Source organism: Pseudoteredinibacter isoporae, assembly GCF_040372805.1.
GTDB classification, from domain to species: Bacteria; Pseudomonadota; Gammaproteobacteria; order Pseudomonadales; family Cellvibrionaceae; genus Pseudoteredinibacter; species Pseudoteredinibacter isoporae_A.
The window spans coordinates 206,278-222,458 of the sequence record NZ_BAABWJ010000002.1 but is presented as its reverse complement, the minus strand read 5'-3'; the positions used below and the strand labels follow the sequence as shown (position 1 = coordinate 222,458).

18 protein-coding genes are annotated in these 16,181 nt (G+C 50.9%); 10 read left to right on the top strand and 8 right to left on the bottom strand.

Annotated features, from left to right (window positions below; translation table 11 throughout):
• Positions 1-155 precede the first annotated feature (155 nt).
• The gene (locus ABWW03_RS07380) at positions 156-1,157 is read left to right on the top strand and encodes a Kelch repeat-containing protein (RefSeq protein WP_353407393.1); all 1,002 of its coding nucleotides are present in this window, start codon (positions 156-158) and stop codon (positions 1,155-1,157) included.
• Between the two features lie 42 nt (positions 1,158-1,199).
• Here the strand turns inward: ABWW03_RS07380 and ABWW03_RS07375 are convergent, their stop codons facing one another.
• Together ABWW03_RS07375 and ABWW03_RS07370 are read right to left on the bottom strand one after the other, a co-directional pair.
• Positions 1,200-1,733 (bottom strand): MarR family winged helix-turn-helix transcriptional regulator, encoded by a 534-nt coding sequence (locus tag ABWW03_RS07375; RefSeq protein WP_353407392.1) that lies wholly within the window; start codon positions 1,731-1,733, stop codon positions 1,200-1,202.
• A 105-nt stretch (positions 1,734-1,838) separates the two neighbouring features.
• Entirely contained in the window at positions 1,839-2,429 is a 591-nt protein-coding gene (locus ABWW03_RS07370; protein WP_353407391.1) for a carboxymuconolactone decarboxylase family protein, read from the bottom strand.
• 180 nt (positions 2,430-2,609) lie between these two features.
• On the opposite strand from ABWW03_RS07370, the gene ABWW03_RS07365 reads away from it, so the two are divergent.
• The 3 genes from ABWW03_RS07365 to ABWW03_RS07355 are packed head-to-tail and all read left to right on the top strand — an operon-like array spanning position 2,610 to position 4,552.
• Positions 2,610-3,002: a GFA family protein gene (locus ABWW03_RS07365; RefSeq protein ID WP_353407389.1), complete on the top strand. Its 393-nt coding sequence runs from the start codon at positions 2,610-2,612 to the stop codon at positions 3,000-3,002.
• A gap of 26 nt (positions 3,003-3,028) precedes the next feature.
• Positions 3,029-4,093, top strand: a complete 1,065-nt coding sequence (locus tag ABWW03_RS07360; protein WP_353407387.1) for a metalloprotease — start codon at positions 3,029-3,031, stop codon at positions 4,091-4,093.
• A gap of 60 nt (positions 4,094-4,153) precedes the next feature.
• Positions 4,154-4,552, top strand: coding sequence for a hypothetical protein (locus tag ABWW03_RS07355; protein ID WP_353407386.1), 399 nt, complete (start codon positions 4,154-4,156; stop codon positions 4,550-4,552).
• Positions 4,553-4,658: 106 nt separating this feature from the next.
• On the opposite strand, the gene thrC is transcribed toward ABWW03_RS07355, so the two are convergent.
• From thrC to xerD, 4 genes are all read right to left on the bottom strand, one after another.
• Entirely contained in the window at positions 4,659-6,053 is a 1,395-nt protein-coding gene (gene thrC / locus ABWW03_RS07350; RefSeq protein ID WP_353407385.1) for a threonine synthase, read from the bottom strand.
• A gap of 182 nt (positions 6,054-6,235) precedes the next feature.
• A complete protein-coding gene (locus ABWW03_RS07345) occupies positions 6,236-7,540 on the bottom strand; it encodes a homoserine dehydrogenase (RefSeq protein ID WP_353407383.1) in 1,305 nt (434 codons plus the stop codon).
• 236 nt (positions 7,541-7,776) lie between these two features.
• Positions 7,777-8,574, bottom strand: coding sequence for a DsbC family protein (locus ABWW03_RS07340; RefSeq protein WP_353407382.1), 798 nt, complete (start codon positions 8,572-8,574; stop codon positions 7,777-7,779).
• A 251-nt stretch (positions 8,575-8,825) separates the two neighbouring features.
• Positions 8,826-9,713: a site-specific tyrosine recombinase XerD gene (gene xerD / locus ABWW03_RS07335; protein ID WP_353407583.1), complete on the bottom strand. Its 888-nt coding sequence runs from the start codon at positions 9,711-9,713 to the stop codon at positions 8,826-8,828.
• Positions 9,714-9,990: 277 nt separating this feature from the next.
• Here xerD and ABWW03_RS07330 point away from each other — a divergent pair, with 277 nt between their 5' ends.
• The 6 genes from ABWW03_RS07330 (at position 9,991) to ABWW03_RS07305 (ending at position 14,382) form a co-directional block, all read left to right on the top strand.
• Positions 9,991-10,758: a pyridoxine 5'-phosphate synthase gene (locus ABWW03_RS07330; RefSeq protein WP_353407381.1), complete on the top strand. Its 768-nt coding sequence runs from the start codon at positions 9,991-9,993 to the stop codon at positions 10,756-10,758.
• Between the two features lie 219 nt (positions 10,759-10,977).
• Entirely contained in the window at positions 10,978-11,382 is a 405-nt protein-coding gene (locus ABWW03_RS07325; RefSeq protein WP_353407380.1) for a CBS domain-containing protein, read from the top strand.
• A gap of 118 nt (positions 11,383-11,500) precedes the next feature.
• On the top strand, positions 11,501-12,376 hold the full coding sequence (locus tag ABWW03_RS07320) for a Rossmann-like and DUF2520 domain-containing protein (protein ID WP_353407379.1): 876 nt from the start codon (positions 11,501-11,503) through the stop codon (positions 12,374-12,376).
• Positions 12,373-13,011 (top strand): trimeric intracellular cation channel family protein, encoded by a 639-nt coding sequence (locus tag ABWW03_RS07315; RefSeq protein WP_353407378.1) that lies wholly within the window; start codon positions 12,373-12,375, stop codon positions 13,009-13,011. The genes ABWW03_RS07320 and ABWW03_RS07315 overlap by 4 nt, the downstream gene beginning before the upstream one ends.
• A complete protein-coding gene (locus ABWW03_RS07310) occupies positions 13,008-13,490 on the top strand; it encodes a YiiD C-terminal domain-containing protein (protein WP_353407377.1) in 483 nt (160 codons plus the stop codon). The genes ABWW03_RS07315 and ABWW03_RS07310 overlap by 4 nt, the downstream gene beginning before the upstream one ends.
• A 103-nt stretch (positions 13,491-13,593) precedes the next feature.
• The gene (locus tag ABWW03_RS07305) at positions 13,594-14,382 is read left to right on the top strand and encodes a TerC family protein (protein WP_353407376.1); all 789 of its coding nucleotides are present in this window, start codon (positions 13,594-13,596) and stop codon (positions 14,380-14,382) included.
• A gap of 108 nt (positions 14,383-14,490) precedes the next feature.
• On the opposite strand, the gene ABWW03_RS07300 is transcribed toward ABWW03_RS07305, so the two are convergent.
• Both ABWW03_RS07300 and ABWW03_RS07295 read right to left on the bottom strand, forming a co-directional pair.
• The gene (locus tag ABWW03_RS07300; RefSeq protein ID WP_353407375.1) at positions 14,491-15,027 is read right to left on the bottom strand and encodes a hypothetical protein; all 537 of its coding nucleotides are present in this window, start codon (positions 15,025-15,027) and stop codon (positions 14,491-14,493) included.
• Between the two features lie 236 nt (positions 15,028-15,263).
• A complete protein-coding gene (locus ABWW03_RS07295) occupies positions 15,264-16,181 on the bottom strand; it encodes an SDR family NAD(P)-dependent oxidoreductase (RefSeq protein WP_353407374.1) in 918 nt (305 codons plus the stop codon).

The window sequence follows — 16,181 nt, the reverse complement described above, 5'->3', positions numbered from 1 at the left end:
TTCCTTGAAGTCTTTACTCCAATTTCTGTCAACTTAATTTTCTTGGCTTGAACCCAGTTCAGCCATTGCTCGACCCACCGCCCGAATTCAGAGATAATCCGTGTTTATCGCGCCCATTAAAATAATAAAGCATGGCAAGACATCTGGAGCCCCCAATGGATCGACGTCACTTTCTGATAGGATCGGCCGCAGGCCTGCTAAGCGCTCACCCACTTATGAGTGCTGTCGCAAAATCAAACCAAACATGGTCAGCGAACCCTGCCCCCATTCCTGCCAAGATTCAAGAAATATACCCCACCGTGCACAAGGGGCGACTTTATGTCGCAGGTGGCATCGCCAATAAATTCGGCGTGCCCTATTTCAGCGATGCCTGCTACAGCTTTAACCCCGACAGCAATCAGTGGCGCGAAGAGGCCGAGCTGCCGAAAGCCATGCATCACGCTACCTTGGTAAGCAATGGCGAAAGGCTGTTTTTACTGGGAGGTTTCCACGGTGGCTACAGCCACATATGGCGTATGCAGGATGCGGTTTACGAACTGCTCGAGGATGGCTGGAAGCAGATTGATTCCCTTCCAAAGCCCTTAGCCGAAGGGGTGCTTGCATGCGCACCGGATGGCGCAATTCATTGGGTTACCGGTCAAAGTCCTCTCGGCGACGCCAACAATAGCCGCAGTGACCACCGGGAAGTAACCGACCATTATCGCTGGCTACCTGACAGCCAAGAGTGGCAAACACTGCCACCGATACCGACGCCACGTAACAGTGCCACGGGTGGCTGGCTGGGCGAACAACTGATTGTGAGCGGCGGCCGAACTTCCGAGGGAAATCTATCCAATACCGAGATTTATGATTTGGGTACGGGCCAGTGGCGCGAGGCAGCTCCACTGCCGTTACCGCAAGCCGGCAGCGCCAGTGTGGTCGTTGATGACGGACTCATTGTTTTTGGCGGAGAAATCTTTATCCCACAGGCGAAAGTATTCAAAGAGGTCTGGCGTTACTCACTCAGCCAGGACAGCTGGACAAGCCTGCCTGATATGTTGACGCCGCGGCACGGCCTGGGTGCGGGACGCTTTGGAAAAGATATCTATGTCATTGGTGGCGCCACAGGACCCAGTGGCAATGGAACAAGCAATACGAATGAGCGTTTCACACTCTAAAATCGCGCAACAAAAAACGGTTAAACAAAACTTGCCCAGGATTTAAGTATCTTGAGCAAGTTCTACCAGGCGCTTATCCAACTTTTCCATAATCCGAAATAGATCCCGATATTCCGCCACATCCAGAGATTGCAACAACTCCGCTTCCCAACTCAACGCCGAGGGCACAATCGTGTGGTACAGCTGCTGCCCTTCTTCGGTGAGTGAAAGGTAGTAAACCCGATTGTCTTGCTGATCTTTATTTTTGAGCAACAGACCTTTGTCTTCCAACTGCTTGACACCACGGGAAACTTTGGATTTATCCATCATGGTAATTTCACCAATCACCTTGGAACTTAAGCCCGGCTGCTCACCCAGGCGAGCCAGAATTCGCCACTCGGGAATGGTCAGACCGTAATCGCGATCGTACACCCAGGAATACGCATCACTGACACGCTTTGCCAGGTTCACCAAACGAAAAGGTAAAAACTGATTCAGGATTAAGCTGGGCTGCTGATTCAGTTGAGCTTCCTGCTCCATTGATTCAGATTTGCGCGGCTCCTGATCCTGCTGATCGTTAGCTTCCGGGGGACTCATCTGGCTTCCTATCTTAATTCACATGCACCAAAGCGTTTCCGTTTAACGCTTTGATACTCCAGACCTGCGCTCACTTCCAACACCGCAAGCCTGATTGAAGTTATATTACTGGTGCTTGCCGACTTCCCAGTCCGTATCCTGCAATGCACGTTCTGCGACCTGTTTGGGCAAGGTTTCCAGTTCGGTGGACATAGTATCATTCCAGCGATTTAAAAAGCCAAATAATGCGACAGAGGCAACGATCTCCACCACCTGCCCCTCATCGAAGTGCTTCGCCAATTCCGCAAAGTCTTCTTCTGAGGCGTCGTTTGGCAACAAAGAGGATTTGTAAGCAAGACGTAACGCCGCTCGCTCTGCCTCACTAAACAACTCACTGCTTTCAAATTCCCACACAGCGGCAATTTTCTTATCAGACGCTTTATAAATAGATGACAGATTCGCCATATGGCTCTGGCAGTACCGACAACCTGAGGCCTGACTGGAAATCAGTGAAACCAGCATCTTTAACTCTTCACTGACCGTGCCCTCGTACAAAACTGCCTGGTTCAAAGCACCAAAACGCTTCGCAATGTTTGGGCGTCGCGCCATCGTACGAATGCTATTGGGCATAAAACCACGGGTATTCTCATAATGTTGATAAAGCGCTTGCAGCTCATCATCCATTTCTTCTCGATCTAGGGGGCGCAAATGGGCCATAATTTACCTCCAAAGCTGCGAACAAGGCACGTTCGCGGTCTGTACGTTATTGTTGGTTTCAATCGATCTTCTTTTGGCAAATGATCTCAATTGAGATCATTTTTAGACTAACACCAATACCCGCCTTATCCAAGTTATTATGCTTGCAGGGCCTCAAAATAAACATAAGCTACTGATAATATGGAATTATTTACTTACTCAGGCAATTGCCACTGCGGTCGAGTGCACTTTGAAGTCGATAGTATCGACGCTCCAGAAGTTGAAGATTGCAACTGTTCTATATGCAAAAAAACCGGATTTCTGCATTTGATCGTCCCCAAGGCTCGCTTCCGTTTGCTGAAGGGCGAAGACGATTTAAGCTGCTACACGTTCAATACCGCTGTTGCAAAACACTACTTTTGTAAACACTGCGGCATCAAACCTTTCTATATTCCCAGATCCAACCCCGATGGCGTGGATGTGAATGTCCGCTGCCTGGACACCCCTCCTGAACATATGCGTGTCGTGGCTTTTGATGGCCAAAATTGGGAAGACAATGCCGCCAGTTTGCAGCATAAAAGTAAAGCCGAGTGAATGGAATGATTGAAGAACGCTCACACATGACAAATCTGATTTTCGAATTGGAGCACGATACCTTGAATTTTAAGTTATTGCGCTCGGACTCCGGTCAGGAACAACTGTCCGTCAATGGTGAACATTTACAGGGCGAACGCCCTTTGCAAAGTCGGGCAGAATATCAAATTGGCCACCCGGAGCTGGGCAACCTCATGGTGCGCTATCAGATCTTTCCCGGTCAGAATATCTGTAAGTATTTTTTGTTTCGCGAAGACGAACTCCTGCTCGATGGTGAGCAAAAGCTGCCCGAGTATATCGTCGAGTCGGTTGAAGAGCAGACCGAGCAAAGCCGTGGGCATACCATTGGACTCATTGGCCTCGCCTTTAAATTGTTTAAGAGCGCAAAGGCCATCAAAGTTTTGCTGGCCGGCTCAGCATTGGCTGGCTGGAGCATTATGTTCAGCTGGCAGTTTGCACTCGTGTTGATTGCCGTCATCTGCTTCCATGAATACGGTCACCTCTGGGCCATGAAACGCAGCGGCATGAAAACAAAAGGAATGTACCTGATTCCCTTTGTGGGAGGTGTTGCCGTCGGAGACAAAGCCAGCAGCCATTGGCAGCAAGTGTTTATCGCAATGATGGGGCCCTGCTTTGGCCTACTGATGAGCGTTGTGTTTTATCTCGCCTACCTCATTACTGAAAATCACTTTATTGGTCTGGTGGCGTCTATCAGTGCTTTGATCAATATCTTTAACCTGCTGCCGGTATTGCCTCTCGACGGCGGGCAAGTAGTGAAGGCGATGGTCTTTTCGGGGCGTTCTTACCTACCCTATCTCGGGCTAATGATCATTTCGGCGGCCATGTTTGCCCTGAGCTTGCAGCTGGGCCTTGCCCTGCTCGGATTCTTTGTGGTCATTGGCGCCTTGGATTTGGTTTTTAGCTGGAAAGAATTCAAACACCAAACCGTCACGCCGATGGACCGCTACGGGGTCGTATTTTCCCTCGTCTGGTATCTGCTCACGGTTGGCGCATTCATTTTTATTATTCTGAGCATAGCCGGATCGGGTTTACCCGGTTCGGAAATCGCCACCACGATTCTGAATTCCTAAGGCCACTGCAACACTATGTTTTCTCGCGCGACATCTTCCCAATCCCGGCCTCCTGGCACGATGTTTCATCGTGCCCTGTGTTTGTATTTCCTGGTTTGTGCGGTGATTGCTGTGTTCATTCTGGCTAACGCAGGCTCAGAAACCCCCATCATCGAACGTCTTATCTACACATTCCTGTATCCGCTCAGTGGTTCAATCGCCGCTTTTTATTTTTGGCACCGGAAGGTTGCGGGTTATCTGTTCGGCTTGCTGCCTTGCCTGAGCATGGTCATTCGGCCTATCGGCGAATGGGCTTGGATCAGCTTGCCACCCCCTATTTCCCTGGGTTTTCCCATGGGGGATGTTGCGGCGGGACGCGGGTTTATTTTTGATATTTGGGCGGCATTACTCTCCATTCGATTCATCTATGGCCTGTATTCAAACGTCACCAAGCAAGCTGCCCCAGAATCTCCGGATTGAAATCTCAGTAAGACTCTGCCTCATGAATACCCCACAAAAAAGGCTCCCGAAGGAGCCTTGTTACCTATCACTTTGCGGCGTTTACCGAGCCCGTCGCGGCTATCACTTAGTGGCTGTGTTCCTGCACAAAGTTTTGCACCAAACCAATGTCATTGGCTAAGACTTCATAGCGCTCTTCACGACCAAAGAGGTCATTCATATGGTGAGGCAGTGGCGGCTGCATACCTGTGATGGCTTTCTCGACCGCTTCCGGGAATTTCGCTGGATGCGCAGTTGCCAAGCAAACCATGGGAATATCCTGACGACGGCGCTCGCTGCGGGCAGCTGCCAACCCAATCGCGGTATGCGGGTCCAGTAAGTACTCCGTGCTGTCATACACACTGGCGATGGTTTCAATCATGCCATCGTCGTCCAAGCGATAACTGCTGAACAATTCAGAAGCTTTATTCAGGGCATCGTCGCTCAAGCTCATAGAACCCGATTTGAAATCGTCCATTAACTGTTGAATGGCGGCACCATCACGACCATACAAATCAAACAACAAACGCTCAAAGTTGCTGGATACCATAATATCCATACTTGGGGACAAGGTGTGTTCCAGCTCTTTTTTGCTGTGATCGTTATTGGACAAGCAACGATGCAAAATGTCATTACTGTTCGTAGCCACGATCAACTGATCAACAGGCAAGCCCATTTTGCTCGCCAGATAACCCGCAAAAATATCACCAAAGTTGCCGGTCGGTACCGAGAAAGCGACGGCTTTATGAGGCGCACCCAACGCCAGGCCAGCGTAAAAGTAGTAAACGATCTGGGCCATAATCCGCGCCCAGTTAATGCTGTTCACCGCGACTAATTGACGGCCTTCGGGCAAAAAGCTCTGATCCGCAAAACTGGCTTTTACCATGTTCTGACAATCATCAAAGTTACCTTCAAGCGCAATATTGTAAACATTGTCTGACAGTACTGTGGTCATTTGACGGCGCTGAACTTCAGACACACGCTGATACGGGTGCAAAATAAAAATATCGATGTGCTCGCAGCGACGACACCCCTCAATCGCAGCGGATCCGGTATCACCGGACGTAGCGCCCATCACCACTACTTTTTGCTGGCGCTTATTCAACACATAATCGAGCAGCTGCCCCAAAAATTGCAGCGCAAAATCTTTAAAGGCCAAGGTTGGACCTTGAAACAATTCCAGCACCCATTCGTTGTGGGCGGTTTGTACCATAGGGGCAATCGCCTCATGACGGAAACTGCTGTAAGCGCGATCAATGATGCCCTTCAGGTCATCTGAGGGAATGTCTCCAGCCACAAAGGGCTCAATAATTTTGAACGCCAGCGCCTGATAGCTGAGGCCAGCCCAACTGGCAATTTCCTCTTTGGAAAAGCTGGGGAGTGATTCGGGAACGTACAAACCGCCGTCACTGGCCAGGCCAGTTAAGATGGCTTCTTCAAAGCTAAGCGCCGGCGCCTGCCCACGCGTACTGATGTATTTCACGGGATGTTTCCTATCGTGATACGAGCAACCGCGGCTGCTCTTATATTGCTATTGGCGCTCCCTCGGGGAGCCTAATGTAATAATTATGACCGCAAGTTTAACGGATTTAAGGGGCGGGACAAAGCCGAGGGAGATGCACCGAAGAAGCTTCTCCCCCCGAGCTCGATCAAACCAGAGAGGGATTAGCCCAAGGTTTCCATACGGATACGGCTCACTTTGCCGGAAATGCTGTCCAAAGCTTCAATCTGCTCCATAGCCGATTTCATGTCCGCTTCCAGCACACTGTTGGTCAACAGAGCCACATCGACATGATCCTGGGATTCCGATTCACGCTCTTTCTGAACCAACGCTTCGATACTGGCGCCGGCATTACTCAGAATCTGGGTAATCTGATTCATCACACCGGGCTTATCCAGTGCCGACATGCGCAGATAATACGCGGTTTCGACGGCATCAATTGGCAGAATGACGTGATCCTGTAAATATTCAGGGGCAAAACCCAGCGCCGGAACCGTAGCCGCATCATTCGCGACAGCACGCGCTACGTCCACGATATCCGCGATCACCGCTGACGCCGTAGGTTCGGCACCGGCACCAGCACCGTAGTACAGAGTTGGGCCAACCGCTTCGCCCTGTACCAATACCGAGTTCATAACGCCATCGACATTGGCAATCAATCGCTTATGGGGAATCAGGGTTGGGTGTACACGCAGCTCGATGCCTTCTTCACGACGGCGAGCAATGCCCAAATGCTTAATGCGATAGCCCAGCTCTTCAGCGTACTTCACATCAACAGGCTGAACGGTACTGATACCTTCACAGAACACTTTGTCATACTGCAATGGCATGGCGAACGCTAACGATGCCAGAATAACCAATTTATGGGCAGCATCGATGCCTTCCACATCAAAGGTCGGATCCGCTTCGGCGTAACCCAGCTCCTGGGCTTCCTTCAGCACGTCTGCAAAGTCACGACCTTTATCGCGCATCTCAGTCAGAATAAAGTTTCCGGTACCGTTAATAATGCCCGCCAGCCATTCAATATGATTCGCCGACAAGCCTTCGCGCATGGCTTTAATGATCGGAATTCCGCCGGCAACCGCGGCTTCGTAGGCGATGCAAACCCCTTGCTCCTGAGCTTTGGCAAACAGTTCATTGCCGAACTCAGCGATCAATGCCTTATTGGCAGTCACCACATGCTTTTTATTGGCAATGGCTTTTTCAACCAGCTCTTTTGCAACGGTAGTACCACCAATTAATTCAACAACGATATCCACTTCGGGGTCATCGACTACCGCAAAGATATCGCGACTCACAGAGTAGTCAGAGGTGTCACAGGCAGGATTATCCCGGCGGGCGCCAATATGGCTTAATTCAATCGGGGTGCTGGCTCGCGCACTGATCTCATTCAAATTGCGCTGTAGAACATTAAAGGTGCCACTGCCAACAGTGCCCAGGCCACAGAGTCCAACTTTTACCGGTTTCAAAATGGTTTCCTCGCTGATTGCTTAGGGTTTGCCCGAAGGCGTATTGCACAACGCTCTTGAGTGGCGTTTGGGGCAAAAGATGAGAACAATACTTGCCCATCCAAAGGCTGTCAAACCACATAGGACGCGGTTTGCAAACACTCTTTAAAAGGCGGGGTAATTCGTTAATAGATGGCCCAAATCAGCAGGCAAGAAGGGAAAGGCTCTTCGATCGAAGCCGAAGAGCCCTCAAACGATTAGATATTCAACAGTGCGGCCAACTCTTCTGCGCTGCGGTAACCCGCTATCTTAGTGCCGTCCTGCAGGAAGATACCCGGCGTTCCACGCAGACCAAAGGCGCGCACCAGCTTCAAATGCTCCTGAATTGGATGCTCAGCGCAGATGTCACGCTCCATACCGCCACCATTTTTCAACTCAGTAAGCGCTTTGCCACGGTCGTCTGCACAGAAAGCGCGAGCCAGTTTGTCAGCAGATGCACCAACCGGACCGGAACGTGGGAATGCCAGGTAACGCACTTCGATACCCATCTCATTCATTTGCGGCACCTGGCGATGCAACTTCACACAAAAACCGCAATCCACATCGGTGAACACAAAGATCTGGCCTTTTTTCTCACCCTTGGCCGGGTAGACAATCAGCTCATCTTCCGGAATTTTATTCAAAGTGGTTTTGGCAATACGCTGAATTTCTTCTTCCAGGCGGCGCTCTACCGGGTCCATCCAAGCAACAAAGCTGCCGTTCTCAGGAACAATCGCCTGCCCCTGCTCATTAATGATGAACGTCCCTTCAGCGTTAATGAAGACCTTCGGCCCCTGTTCAACTTGAACGCTGTAAAGACCTTCCGCCGGAGTGCGGCTGATGTGCTGAATCGCGAAGCCAGGTACCGATTTGCTCATGTTCTCGGTAATTTTGGCCTTAATTTTCTCGTCGACGGCCATCAATTCTGCAGATTGCCCCTGGGCACCCATTGCCAAGCCAAACCCCATGGCGGCCATCAAGGCGAATGTACCGGCTTTTTTGATCGAAGATTTCATCAAGCTCACTGTGTTACTCACTTTTCACTGTTATTCCTGATATACCGCCACTTTCAATGATCAATAATCAAACAGCGGTATCTGACTGAATTCCTTAAACGCCTGGCATTATACCTAGCCTAGTCTCACAAATCCCTCACATAAGACTAAAGTTAGCGGGCTCGCGGACCATTATGTGCGTCTGCTTCTACCCAGTTAACGCACAGCGGTCCTCTATGATTGCGCATTCGCGGTTCTTTTACAGCCGGCGCTTACGCTCTGGGGTGGTGTTGCTCATGCAGCGCCTTCATGCGCTCCTTGGCAATATGAGTGTAAATTTGAGTGGTCGACAGATCACTGTGTCCCAGTAGCAGCTGCACAACTCTCAAGTCGGCGCCATTGTTTAATAAATGGGTAGCAAAGGCGTGGCGCAAGGTATGCGGGGACAGTGGTTTGTCGATGCAGGCCACCTTGGCCCAGTGTTTAATACGATGCCAAAACGTCTGACGGGTCATTTGCTGGCCACGATTGCTGGGAAACAACACATCGCTAGGCCCTTTCAGCAATAATCCGCGGCCATTGGCGATGTAGCGTTGAATCCAGTGAATCGCCGCATCGCCCATTGGTACCAATCGTTCCTTGCTGCCTTTGCCGAACACCCGAATCACGCCCTGACGCAAATTCACCTGACTTTCACTTAAGCCCACCAATTCACTCACGCGCAGACCACAGGCATAGAGCAACTCAAGCATCGCGCGGTCACGCAAGCCAACAGCATCGTCCACATCCGGTGCGGCGAGGAGATAATCCACGTCTTCTTCGCTGAGGGATTTTGGTAAACCTTTGGGAAGCTTGGGGTTTTCAATTAAGGCAATCGGGTTTTCTGACACACGATTTTCACGTTGTTGAAGATTATAGAAGCCCCGTAAGCAGGACATAAACCGCGCGGTCGACCGTGCACTCAATCCCTGTTCAAGCCGCCAGGCCAAATGCCCTTGCACCCATTCGGGTGTCGCTTTCAACAAACTGTCAGTGGACTTTTCCGTGTGTAACCACAAGGCAAAACTCAATAAATCCCGACGATAGGAACTTAAACTGTTTTCGCTAAGCCCTTTTTCCATCCATAAAGTATCAAGGTACAGCTCCACTTCCTGTTGCATTATTGTCGGCAACTGACTCGCATCAATTCGGCTGCCGTTTGTTCTGCTGCTTGTTGTGCCTGGCATAAAGACCTTTTGCGATGGCGTTCTGAATTGTTGCATAACCCGAAAGAGTTATCCCAAAGAGTACGAGTCTACTCAATAATTCTCAACCTCGGCTTAACAGAAACAATTATTTTCCCAACTTGCGAGCACAATCACTTGAGCGCATAATTTTCCCATTATTTTGCGATGCGGCGCTTGCCCCGCCGATCCCCTGAACAATGAGACAAACATTATGGCCGTTGCCCTTAGCGTAAACCTGAACAAAATTGCCCTGTTGCGAAATTCCCGCGAAGGGAATTATCCCGACCCGGTCGAATTCGGAAAAATCTGTCTGGCAAATGGTGCCGACGGCCTCACTGTCCACCCTCGCCCCGATCAACGCCACATTCGCCCGGACGACGTGGCACGTCTGAGTGAACTGGTCAGGGATATTGACGACATTGAATTCAATATCGAAGGCAATCCCTTTGCCGAAGACCTCGGTGATTACCCGGGCTTTATTGCTTTGGTAGAACAACACAAACCCGATCAATGTACCCTGGTACCCGACAGCAATGAACAACTCACCTCCGATCATGGCTTCGACTTACGCCAGAGCGGCGACAAACTCGCACCATTGATCGCTAAACTGAAAAGCCAGGACATCCGCGTCAGCCTCTTTATGGACCCGGACGTTGAGCAAATCAAATTAGCCAAACAGGTGGGAGCTGACCGAATTGAGCTGTACACCGGCCCCTATGCTTGGGCTTTTAAACAACAACGTCCTGAGTTGGAGGACATTTTCCAAGCCCATTGTCGGGCTGCCGAAACGGCTCAGGAAATCGGTCTTGGCATTAATGCCGGCCACGATCTCAATCTGCAAAACCTCGCCAAATACTGCACCGTGCCCGGTCTGCAGGAGGTATCTATCGGTCACGGCTTGACCGTGGAGTCGCTGACTCACGGTATGGCGCAGGTTGTTTCCCGCTATCGGGATATCTGTCAGGGGGAAGCCAAATAAGCTGACCCCGTTATCCAGCACGCGCTTGCTGATCGGCGAGCGCGAATGCACTTGGACCTTCCCTCCCCCTTTGCTTCAATGCCTTAGCCAACATAAATCAGCTCCCACTAATATAGACTTGTGGACTGCGCATACGAGGTCTAATATGGACTGAGAGCCTGGCCGCGTAGAGCGGTAGAGGCCCGGCTCACTTCCCATTTCCAGCAAAAGGAGCTGATTATGGAATTGGCCGTCAAAAGCTTAACCATCGCCGATTTTATGGACCACGATCCACATGCGATTCCCTACACGGCAAATATTCGTGAAGCCGTGGACAGCCTGCTGTCCGCCGGGGTGCTGGGTGCCCCCGTGGTGGATGAACAGCAACAGGTCGTGGGTTTTGTTTCCGAGCACGATTGCATGAAAGATATGCTTAACGGCTCGTTCTATCAGGAGGCCCCCATTCGCGTCACCAGCGTGATGTTCAATAACCCGGTCACGGTCGACCCGGACACAAGTATCATCGAACTGGCTGAAGTCATGATGAGCGGTAAACCCAAAAACTACCCCGTCGTTAAAAACGGCAAACTGATCGGCCTGATCAGCCGCAAACATGTACTGAAAGCTCTGCTCGAAAGCCATTAAGCCCCTTCAGCCACCTTCATCAGGGTCAACAGAATCAAAGCTGTCTGGCCCTGGCTGACGCCCACCGTCGAGCACTCTATAATGGCGCCACTTCCCTATCGCCAGAGAGAATTCCAATATGCCTGCCTCACTTTCGATCTATGGAGCCGGTCGCCTCGGGCAAACACTGGCAAAGTTATGGCACCAACAGGCGTATTTCGACATTCAACAGTTGTACTGTCGCACTCAAAGCACCTGCCTTGATGCCCGGGATTTTATCGGTGCTGAATCCGCCCAATGCTTGAGTAACTCTGACGCCTTGAGCAGCAGTGATATCTGGCTTGTCTCAACACCCGACAGTGCTTTTGCAAACGCTTGTGAATCTCTTAAGCACATCATCCGCCCGGGCGATATTGTGTTCCACTGCAGCGGCGCTTTATCGAGTTCCGAACTGAACCGCCTGCAAGCTCAAGGGGCATTTATCGCCAGCATCCACCCACTCCACAGCTTTGCCCAACCCGCACAGTCGCTCACGCAATTTGCGGGCAGCCACTGTGCTTACGAAGGTGACGCTGAAGCCTTGGCGGCCTTACTGCCGGCTTTTGAGCAGATCGGTGGACACTGTTTTGCGATTGAGGGAAACAAGTGGCTGTATCACGCCGCCTCCGTTATTGCCTGCAATTATCTGGCCCCTCTGATCGCCGCCAGCCACCAAGCTTTTGCAGCAGCGGGCATCGATCAACAACTGGCCGATACCCTGTTGCAACCTCTGCTTTCGGGCACCCTCGAAAATATTCGCCAGCAAGGCCCGGCCAATGCCCTGACGGGCCCGATTGCACGTGGCGATCATGATTTTGTCACGGCACAATGGCAGGCTCTGGAAAACAACCATTCACAACTGGCCGAGCTCTACCGCGATATGGCAAAGCACACAACGCGCCTGGCCCTACAGAGAGACAACAGTGAAGAGCTCAACGCTAAGCTGCAAAAGTTACGTGGAATATTTGAAGAATGACAAGCCAACTCTGGTTCGCAATATTTGATTTTTTAGGCATCGCGGTATTTGCGGCTTCGGGCACCTTACTGGCGCACCGCAAACAACTCGACGGTTTCGGGGTTTTAGTGCTCGCCTCTTTAACTGCAATAGGCGGTGGAACGTTGAGGGATATTCTCTTGGATGTGCCAGTATTCTGGATTCAGGACAACAGCGTGTTTTATACCATCGCCACCGCCGCGGCCATAACGGTTATTGTATTACGCCTCTACGGCGATTTACCCAAACGCGTGCTCTTGTCAGCCGACGCCCTCGGCCTCGCTTTTTTTGTCATTGTCGGAACACAAAAAGCCCTGGATGTCGGTGTCAGCTATTTGATCGCGGTTATTATGGGTACCTTTACCGGTGTTGCTGGAGGCATGCTGCGCGACGTTCTGGTTCAGGACACCCCCATGATCCTCAAGCAGGAATTGTATGCCACCGTCTGTATCCTGGGCAGCGCAGCGTATATTGCTTTGCAGATGATGGGCCTCGGTCAGTTATTCGCTATGGCCCTGTCCATGAGCTTCATCTTCTGCCTTCGAATGGCGGCGATATATTGGCACTGGGGACTGCCGGTGTTTGGTGACCGAGACCCTTATCGAGTGAAAAAATGATGCATTTGGATGACTTCACTCAAGAAATTCACCGGGACATTCCGCTGAGCCAACACATGGGCTTCCAATTTCGGGCCTTTCACTGTGAACCCAGCATCGGTGCAGAACTCCGTACCGAGTTACCGTTAACGCCTAACCTTAATGACAAACACACCGCATTTGGGGGCAGCATCGCCACTTTGGCAACCCTCTCGGGATGGAGTCTTGTCACGCTTATCAGTCGACACCTGAATCTACCCGCCCAGGTAGTGGTCTATCACAGCGAACAGCGTTTCAGCGCTCCGATTGAACACGATTTTTACAGCATCGCCAAAGTCACCGCTCAGGATTATCAACACTTTGTTGATTCTCTGTCTCATGGGGGGAGTGCCAAAGTTCAACTCAGTGTAGACATTTACCCCATTGGCCAGTCGCCCAAACAAAAACCCAGCGCCAGTTATCAGGGGAAGTATTTAGCGAAGGTAATTAACACGGATTAATCAGGGCATTCAATGCCATTGGTTAAGCCAATGTATAGCCAGGGTGCATTAGGCTATTTACAATAGCTCCTCACAATAAACCGTAAAACATCAGGATGTTTTCATGGCCGAACTTCTAAGCGTCGAAAATTTCGCCAATCTGGCGGTATTGATTTTTCTGCAAGCCGTACTGGGCTTCGACAACCTTTTATACATTTCCATTGAATCCCAACGAGCGCCAGCAGCCCAACAAGCGGCCGTTAGACGCTGGGGTATTATCATTGCCGTCGCGCTCCGAGTGGTCCTGCTGTTTGTGATGATCAAACTGATCTCCTCTCTCACAGAACCGTTTTTTGATATTAACTGGACAGGCGTGATTGAAGGCTCCTTTAATTTTGCTACGATCGTGTTTCTCTTTGGTGGCGTCTTTATTATGTACACTGCCGTAAAAGAGATCTTTCACCTGCTGTCGATTGACGATCTGGCAACGGAACACAGCGAACGCCAGGCCAGCTCAGCAATGAAAGTCACTGCGATGATCGTCTTTATGAACTTGATTTTCAGTTTTGATTCGATTCTTTCTGCACTGGCAATTACGGATGTTTTTGCCGTATTGGCTGTCGCCATTCTGGCTTCCGGTGCCGCGATGTACCTGCTTGCGGACCGAGTTACCGAATTTATCCAAGCGAATCGCAAGTACGAAGTGTTGGGCTTATTCATTCTTCTGATTGTAGGTGTGGTATTACTGGGTGAAGGCGGCCATCAGGCACACCTGAAACTCTTTGGCCACCCGGTCGAGCCGATGTCGAAAGCGACTTTCTACTTCTCAGTGACCGTACTGGTGATTGTGGATATCATCCAATCCAAATATCGCCGCAAGTTGGAAGCGCAGAAACAAGGCGTCAACGTCTAAGTACTTCCTTGGTTTTCACAACCCACAAAAAAGCCCGAGATGCTCGGGCTTTTTTGTGGCAAACGACAAGGTCTGCCCCCAACAATACAATTTAACGAAGCGCCAGGCTTATGGCCAAACAACGCTCAGCAAACGACGTTTATAATCCACCAGAAATTCCAAATGACGATTGGCGATCAAATTGATGTGCTCAGCCATTACCGAGGAATAGTTTGGAAGGGCTTTAACCTGGGCCAGTGACAAACTTAAGACTTGCCCCCAGTCTCCAGAAAAAGCCGCGTTGCGGATTTGCACGAGATCTCCCCAATAAGCAGGCGCAGGCCATTGAATCAAACGCCGATCTTCACAGCGCTTGGGCGCGAAATCAAACGCGACACTCAACGCCGACGCGCTATAGGCGGCCGCTTGACCCTGAATCGGGCCACTGACCGTGAACATCGACAGCGATAGAGGTTTACTCGCCTGGGAATAGGCACTGCCTCCCATCGAAGAACTCTGTTGCCAGTACTGTGGACCAGACTGAAGCTGCCATTGAGCCGTCAACGGCGTCTGAACCAAGACCTCTGGGGCATCGCTGCCACGATCCAGAGCTTTGGAATGTACGACACCAGCCGCACTCATCAGTATTGCGGCTGTAATGATCATGGGCTGCTTCCAACGAGCAACCTTACTTCCTGTGATTCGCATACTGCCCCCACAATATGAATTTAGAGATTAACCATAGCATGACCTGAGAGCTTTCTGGGTCAAAAAGGTTATGACCTTCGATTAGACGAAGGAATCGCGGGTTAAGTGACACCGTAAGCGCAGGCAATAAAAAACCAGCAGAATACACTTCTGCTGGTTTTTTTAAGAGTATCAAATACTTACTGATTTGAGCCCTAGGATGCGCCCTGTAAAGCCGTCATCGCTTTTGTGAGGAACTTCTCACTTTGCTTGGCGCCGCTTTCCAATTCTCGTTCACCCTCGCTCGCAACGACCGTATCCCACTGAGCCAATACGGCCTCAGGGTTTTGGTCAGATTCCGGCAAAAAGATGCCTTCGGTTTCCACAATCTTTGACACTGCATAGCCACCCGCGCCCGCACAGAGAATCAGTTTATTAGGCGCTTCATCGGTAACCAACGTCAGAGCACCTGCCGTAACGGACTCTGGCTTAAGCATCGCCAGGATTTCTTCAGGCATCAAGTCTTCTGTCATACGCGTGCCCGCTGTTGGCGCCAAAGCGTTCACGCGGATATCGTATTTCTGACCTTCCAACACCAGAGTATTCATCAGGCCAATCACGGCCATTTTCGCCGCACCGTAATTGGTCTGGCCGAAATTGCCATACAGACCACTGGATGATGTGGTCATCACGATACGGCCGTACTGCTGCTCTTTCATGATTTCCCAAACCGCTTTACAGCAGTTCACCGTCCCCATCAGATGAACATCCATCACCAGCTGAAAATCGGCCAATTCCATCTTGCTGAATGACTTGTCGCGCAGGATGCCCGCATTGTTGATCAGAATATCAACGCGTCCCCAGCGCTCCATGGCCTGCTTGACCATATCTTCCACTTCATCAAACTTGGCAACATTCGCACCGTGGGCGAACGCTTCACCGCCGGCTGCGACAATCAAGTTCACCACTTCATCGGCGGCGGCACTGGAAGCACCCGTGCCATCGCGAGCGCCTCCCAGATCATTCACAACAACCTTGGCACCCCGTTTGGCAAGCTCCAAGGCATGGCTGCGGCCCAAGCCGTTACCGGCACCCGTTACGATGGCCACGCGGCCACTAAAATCAACACTCAT

Bases quoted from the DNA above. Each gene is read 5' to 3' on its own strand.
- ABWW03_RS07380 (WP_353407393.1), top strand. From the start codon at position 156: ATGGATCGACGTCACTTTCTGATAGGATCGGCCGCAGGCCTGCTAAGC.
- ABWW03_RS07375 (WP_353407392.1), bottom strand. From the start codon at position 1,733: ATGAGTCCCCCGGAAGCTAACGATCAGCAGGATCAGGAGCCGCGCAAA.
- ABWW03_RS07370 (WP_353407391.1), bottom strand. From the start codon at position 2,429: ATGGCCCATTTGCGCCCCCTAGATCGAGAAGAAATGGATGATGAGCTG.
- ABWW03_RS07365 (WP_353407389.1), top strand. From the start codon at position 2,610: ATGGAATTATTTACTTACTCAGGCAATTGCCACTGCGGTCGAGTGCAC.
- ABWW03_RS07360 (WP_353407387.1), top strand. From the start codon at position 3,029: ATGACAAATCTGATTTTCGAATTGGAGCACGATACCTTGAATTTTAAG.
- ABWW03_RS07355 (WP_353407386.1), top strand. From the start codon at position 4,154: ATGTTTCATCGTGCCCTGTGTTTGTATTTCCTGGTTTGTGCGGTGATT.
- ABWW03_RS07340 (WP_353407382.1), bottom strand. From the start codon at position 8,574: ATGAAATCTTCGATCAAAAAAGCCGGTACATTCGCCTTGATGGCCGCC.
- xerD (WP_353407583.1), bottom strand. From the start codon at position 9,713: ATGCAACAGGAAGTGGAGCTGTACCTTGATACTTTATGGATGGAAAAA.
- ABWW03_RS07330 (WP_353407381.1), top strand. From the start codon at position 9,991: ATGGCCGTTGCCCTTAGCGTAAACCTGAACAAAATTGCCCTGTTGCGA.
- ABWW03_RS07325 (WP_353407380.1), top strand. From the start codon at position 10,978: ATGGAATTGGCCGTCAAAAGCTTAACCATCGCCGATTTTATGGACCAC.
- ABWW03_RS07320 (WP_353407379.1), top strand. From the start codon at position 11,501: ATGCCTGCCTCACTTTCGATCTATGGAGCCGGTCGCCTCGGGCAAACA.
- ABWW03_RS07315 (WP_353407378.1), top strand. From the start codon at position 12,373: ATGACAAGCCAACTCTGGTTCGCAATATTTGATTTTTTAGGCATCGCG.
- ABWW03_RS07310 (WP_353407377.1), top strand. From the start codon at position 13,008: ATGATGCATTTGGATGACTTCACTCAAGAAATTCACCGGGACATTCCG.
- ABWW03_RS07305 (WP_353407376.1), top strand. From the start codon at position 13,594: ATGGCCGAACTTCTAAGCGTCGAAAATTTCGCCAATCTGGCGGTATTG.
- ABWW03_RS07300 (WP_353407375.1), bottom strand. From the start codon at position 15,027: ATGATCATTACAGCCGCAATACTGATGAGTGCGGCTGGTGTCGTACAT.
- ABWW03_RS07295 (WP_353407374.1), bottom strand. From the start codon at position 16,181: ATGAGTGTTGATTTTAGTGGCCGCGTGGCCATCGTAACGGGTGCCGGT.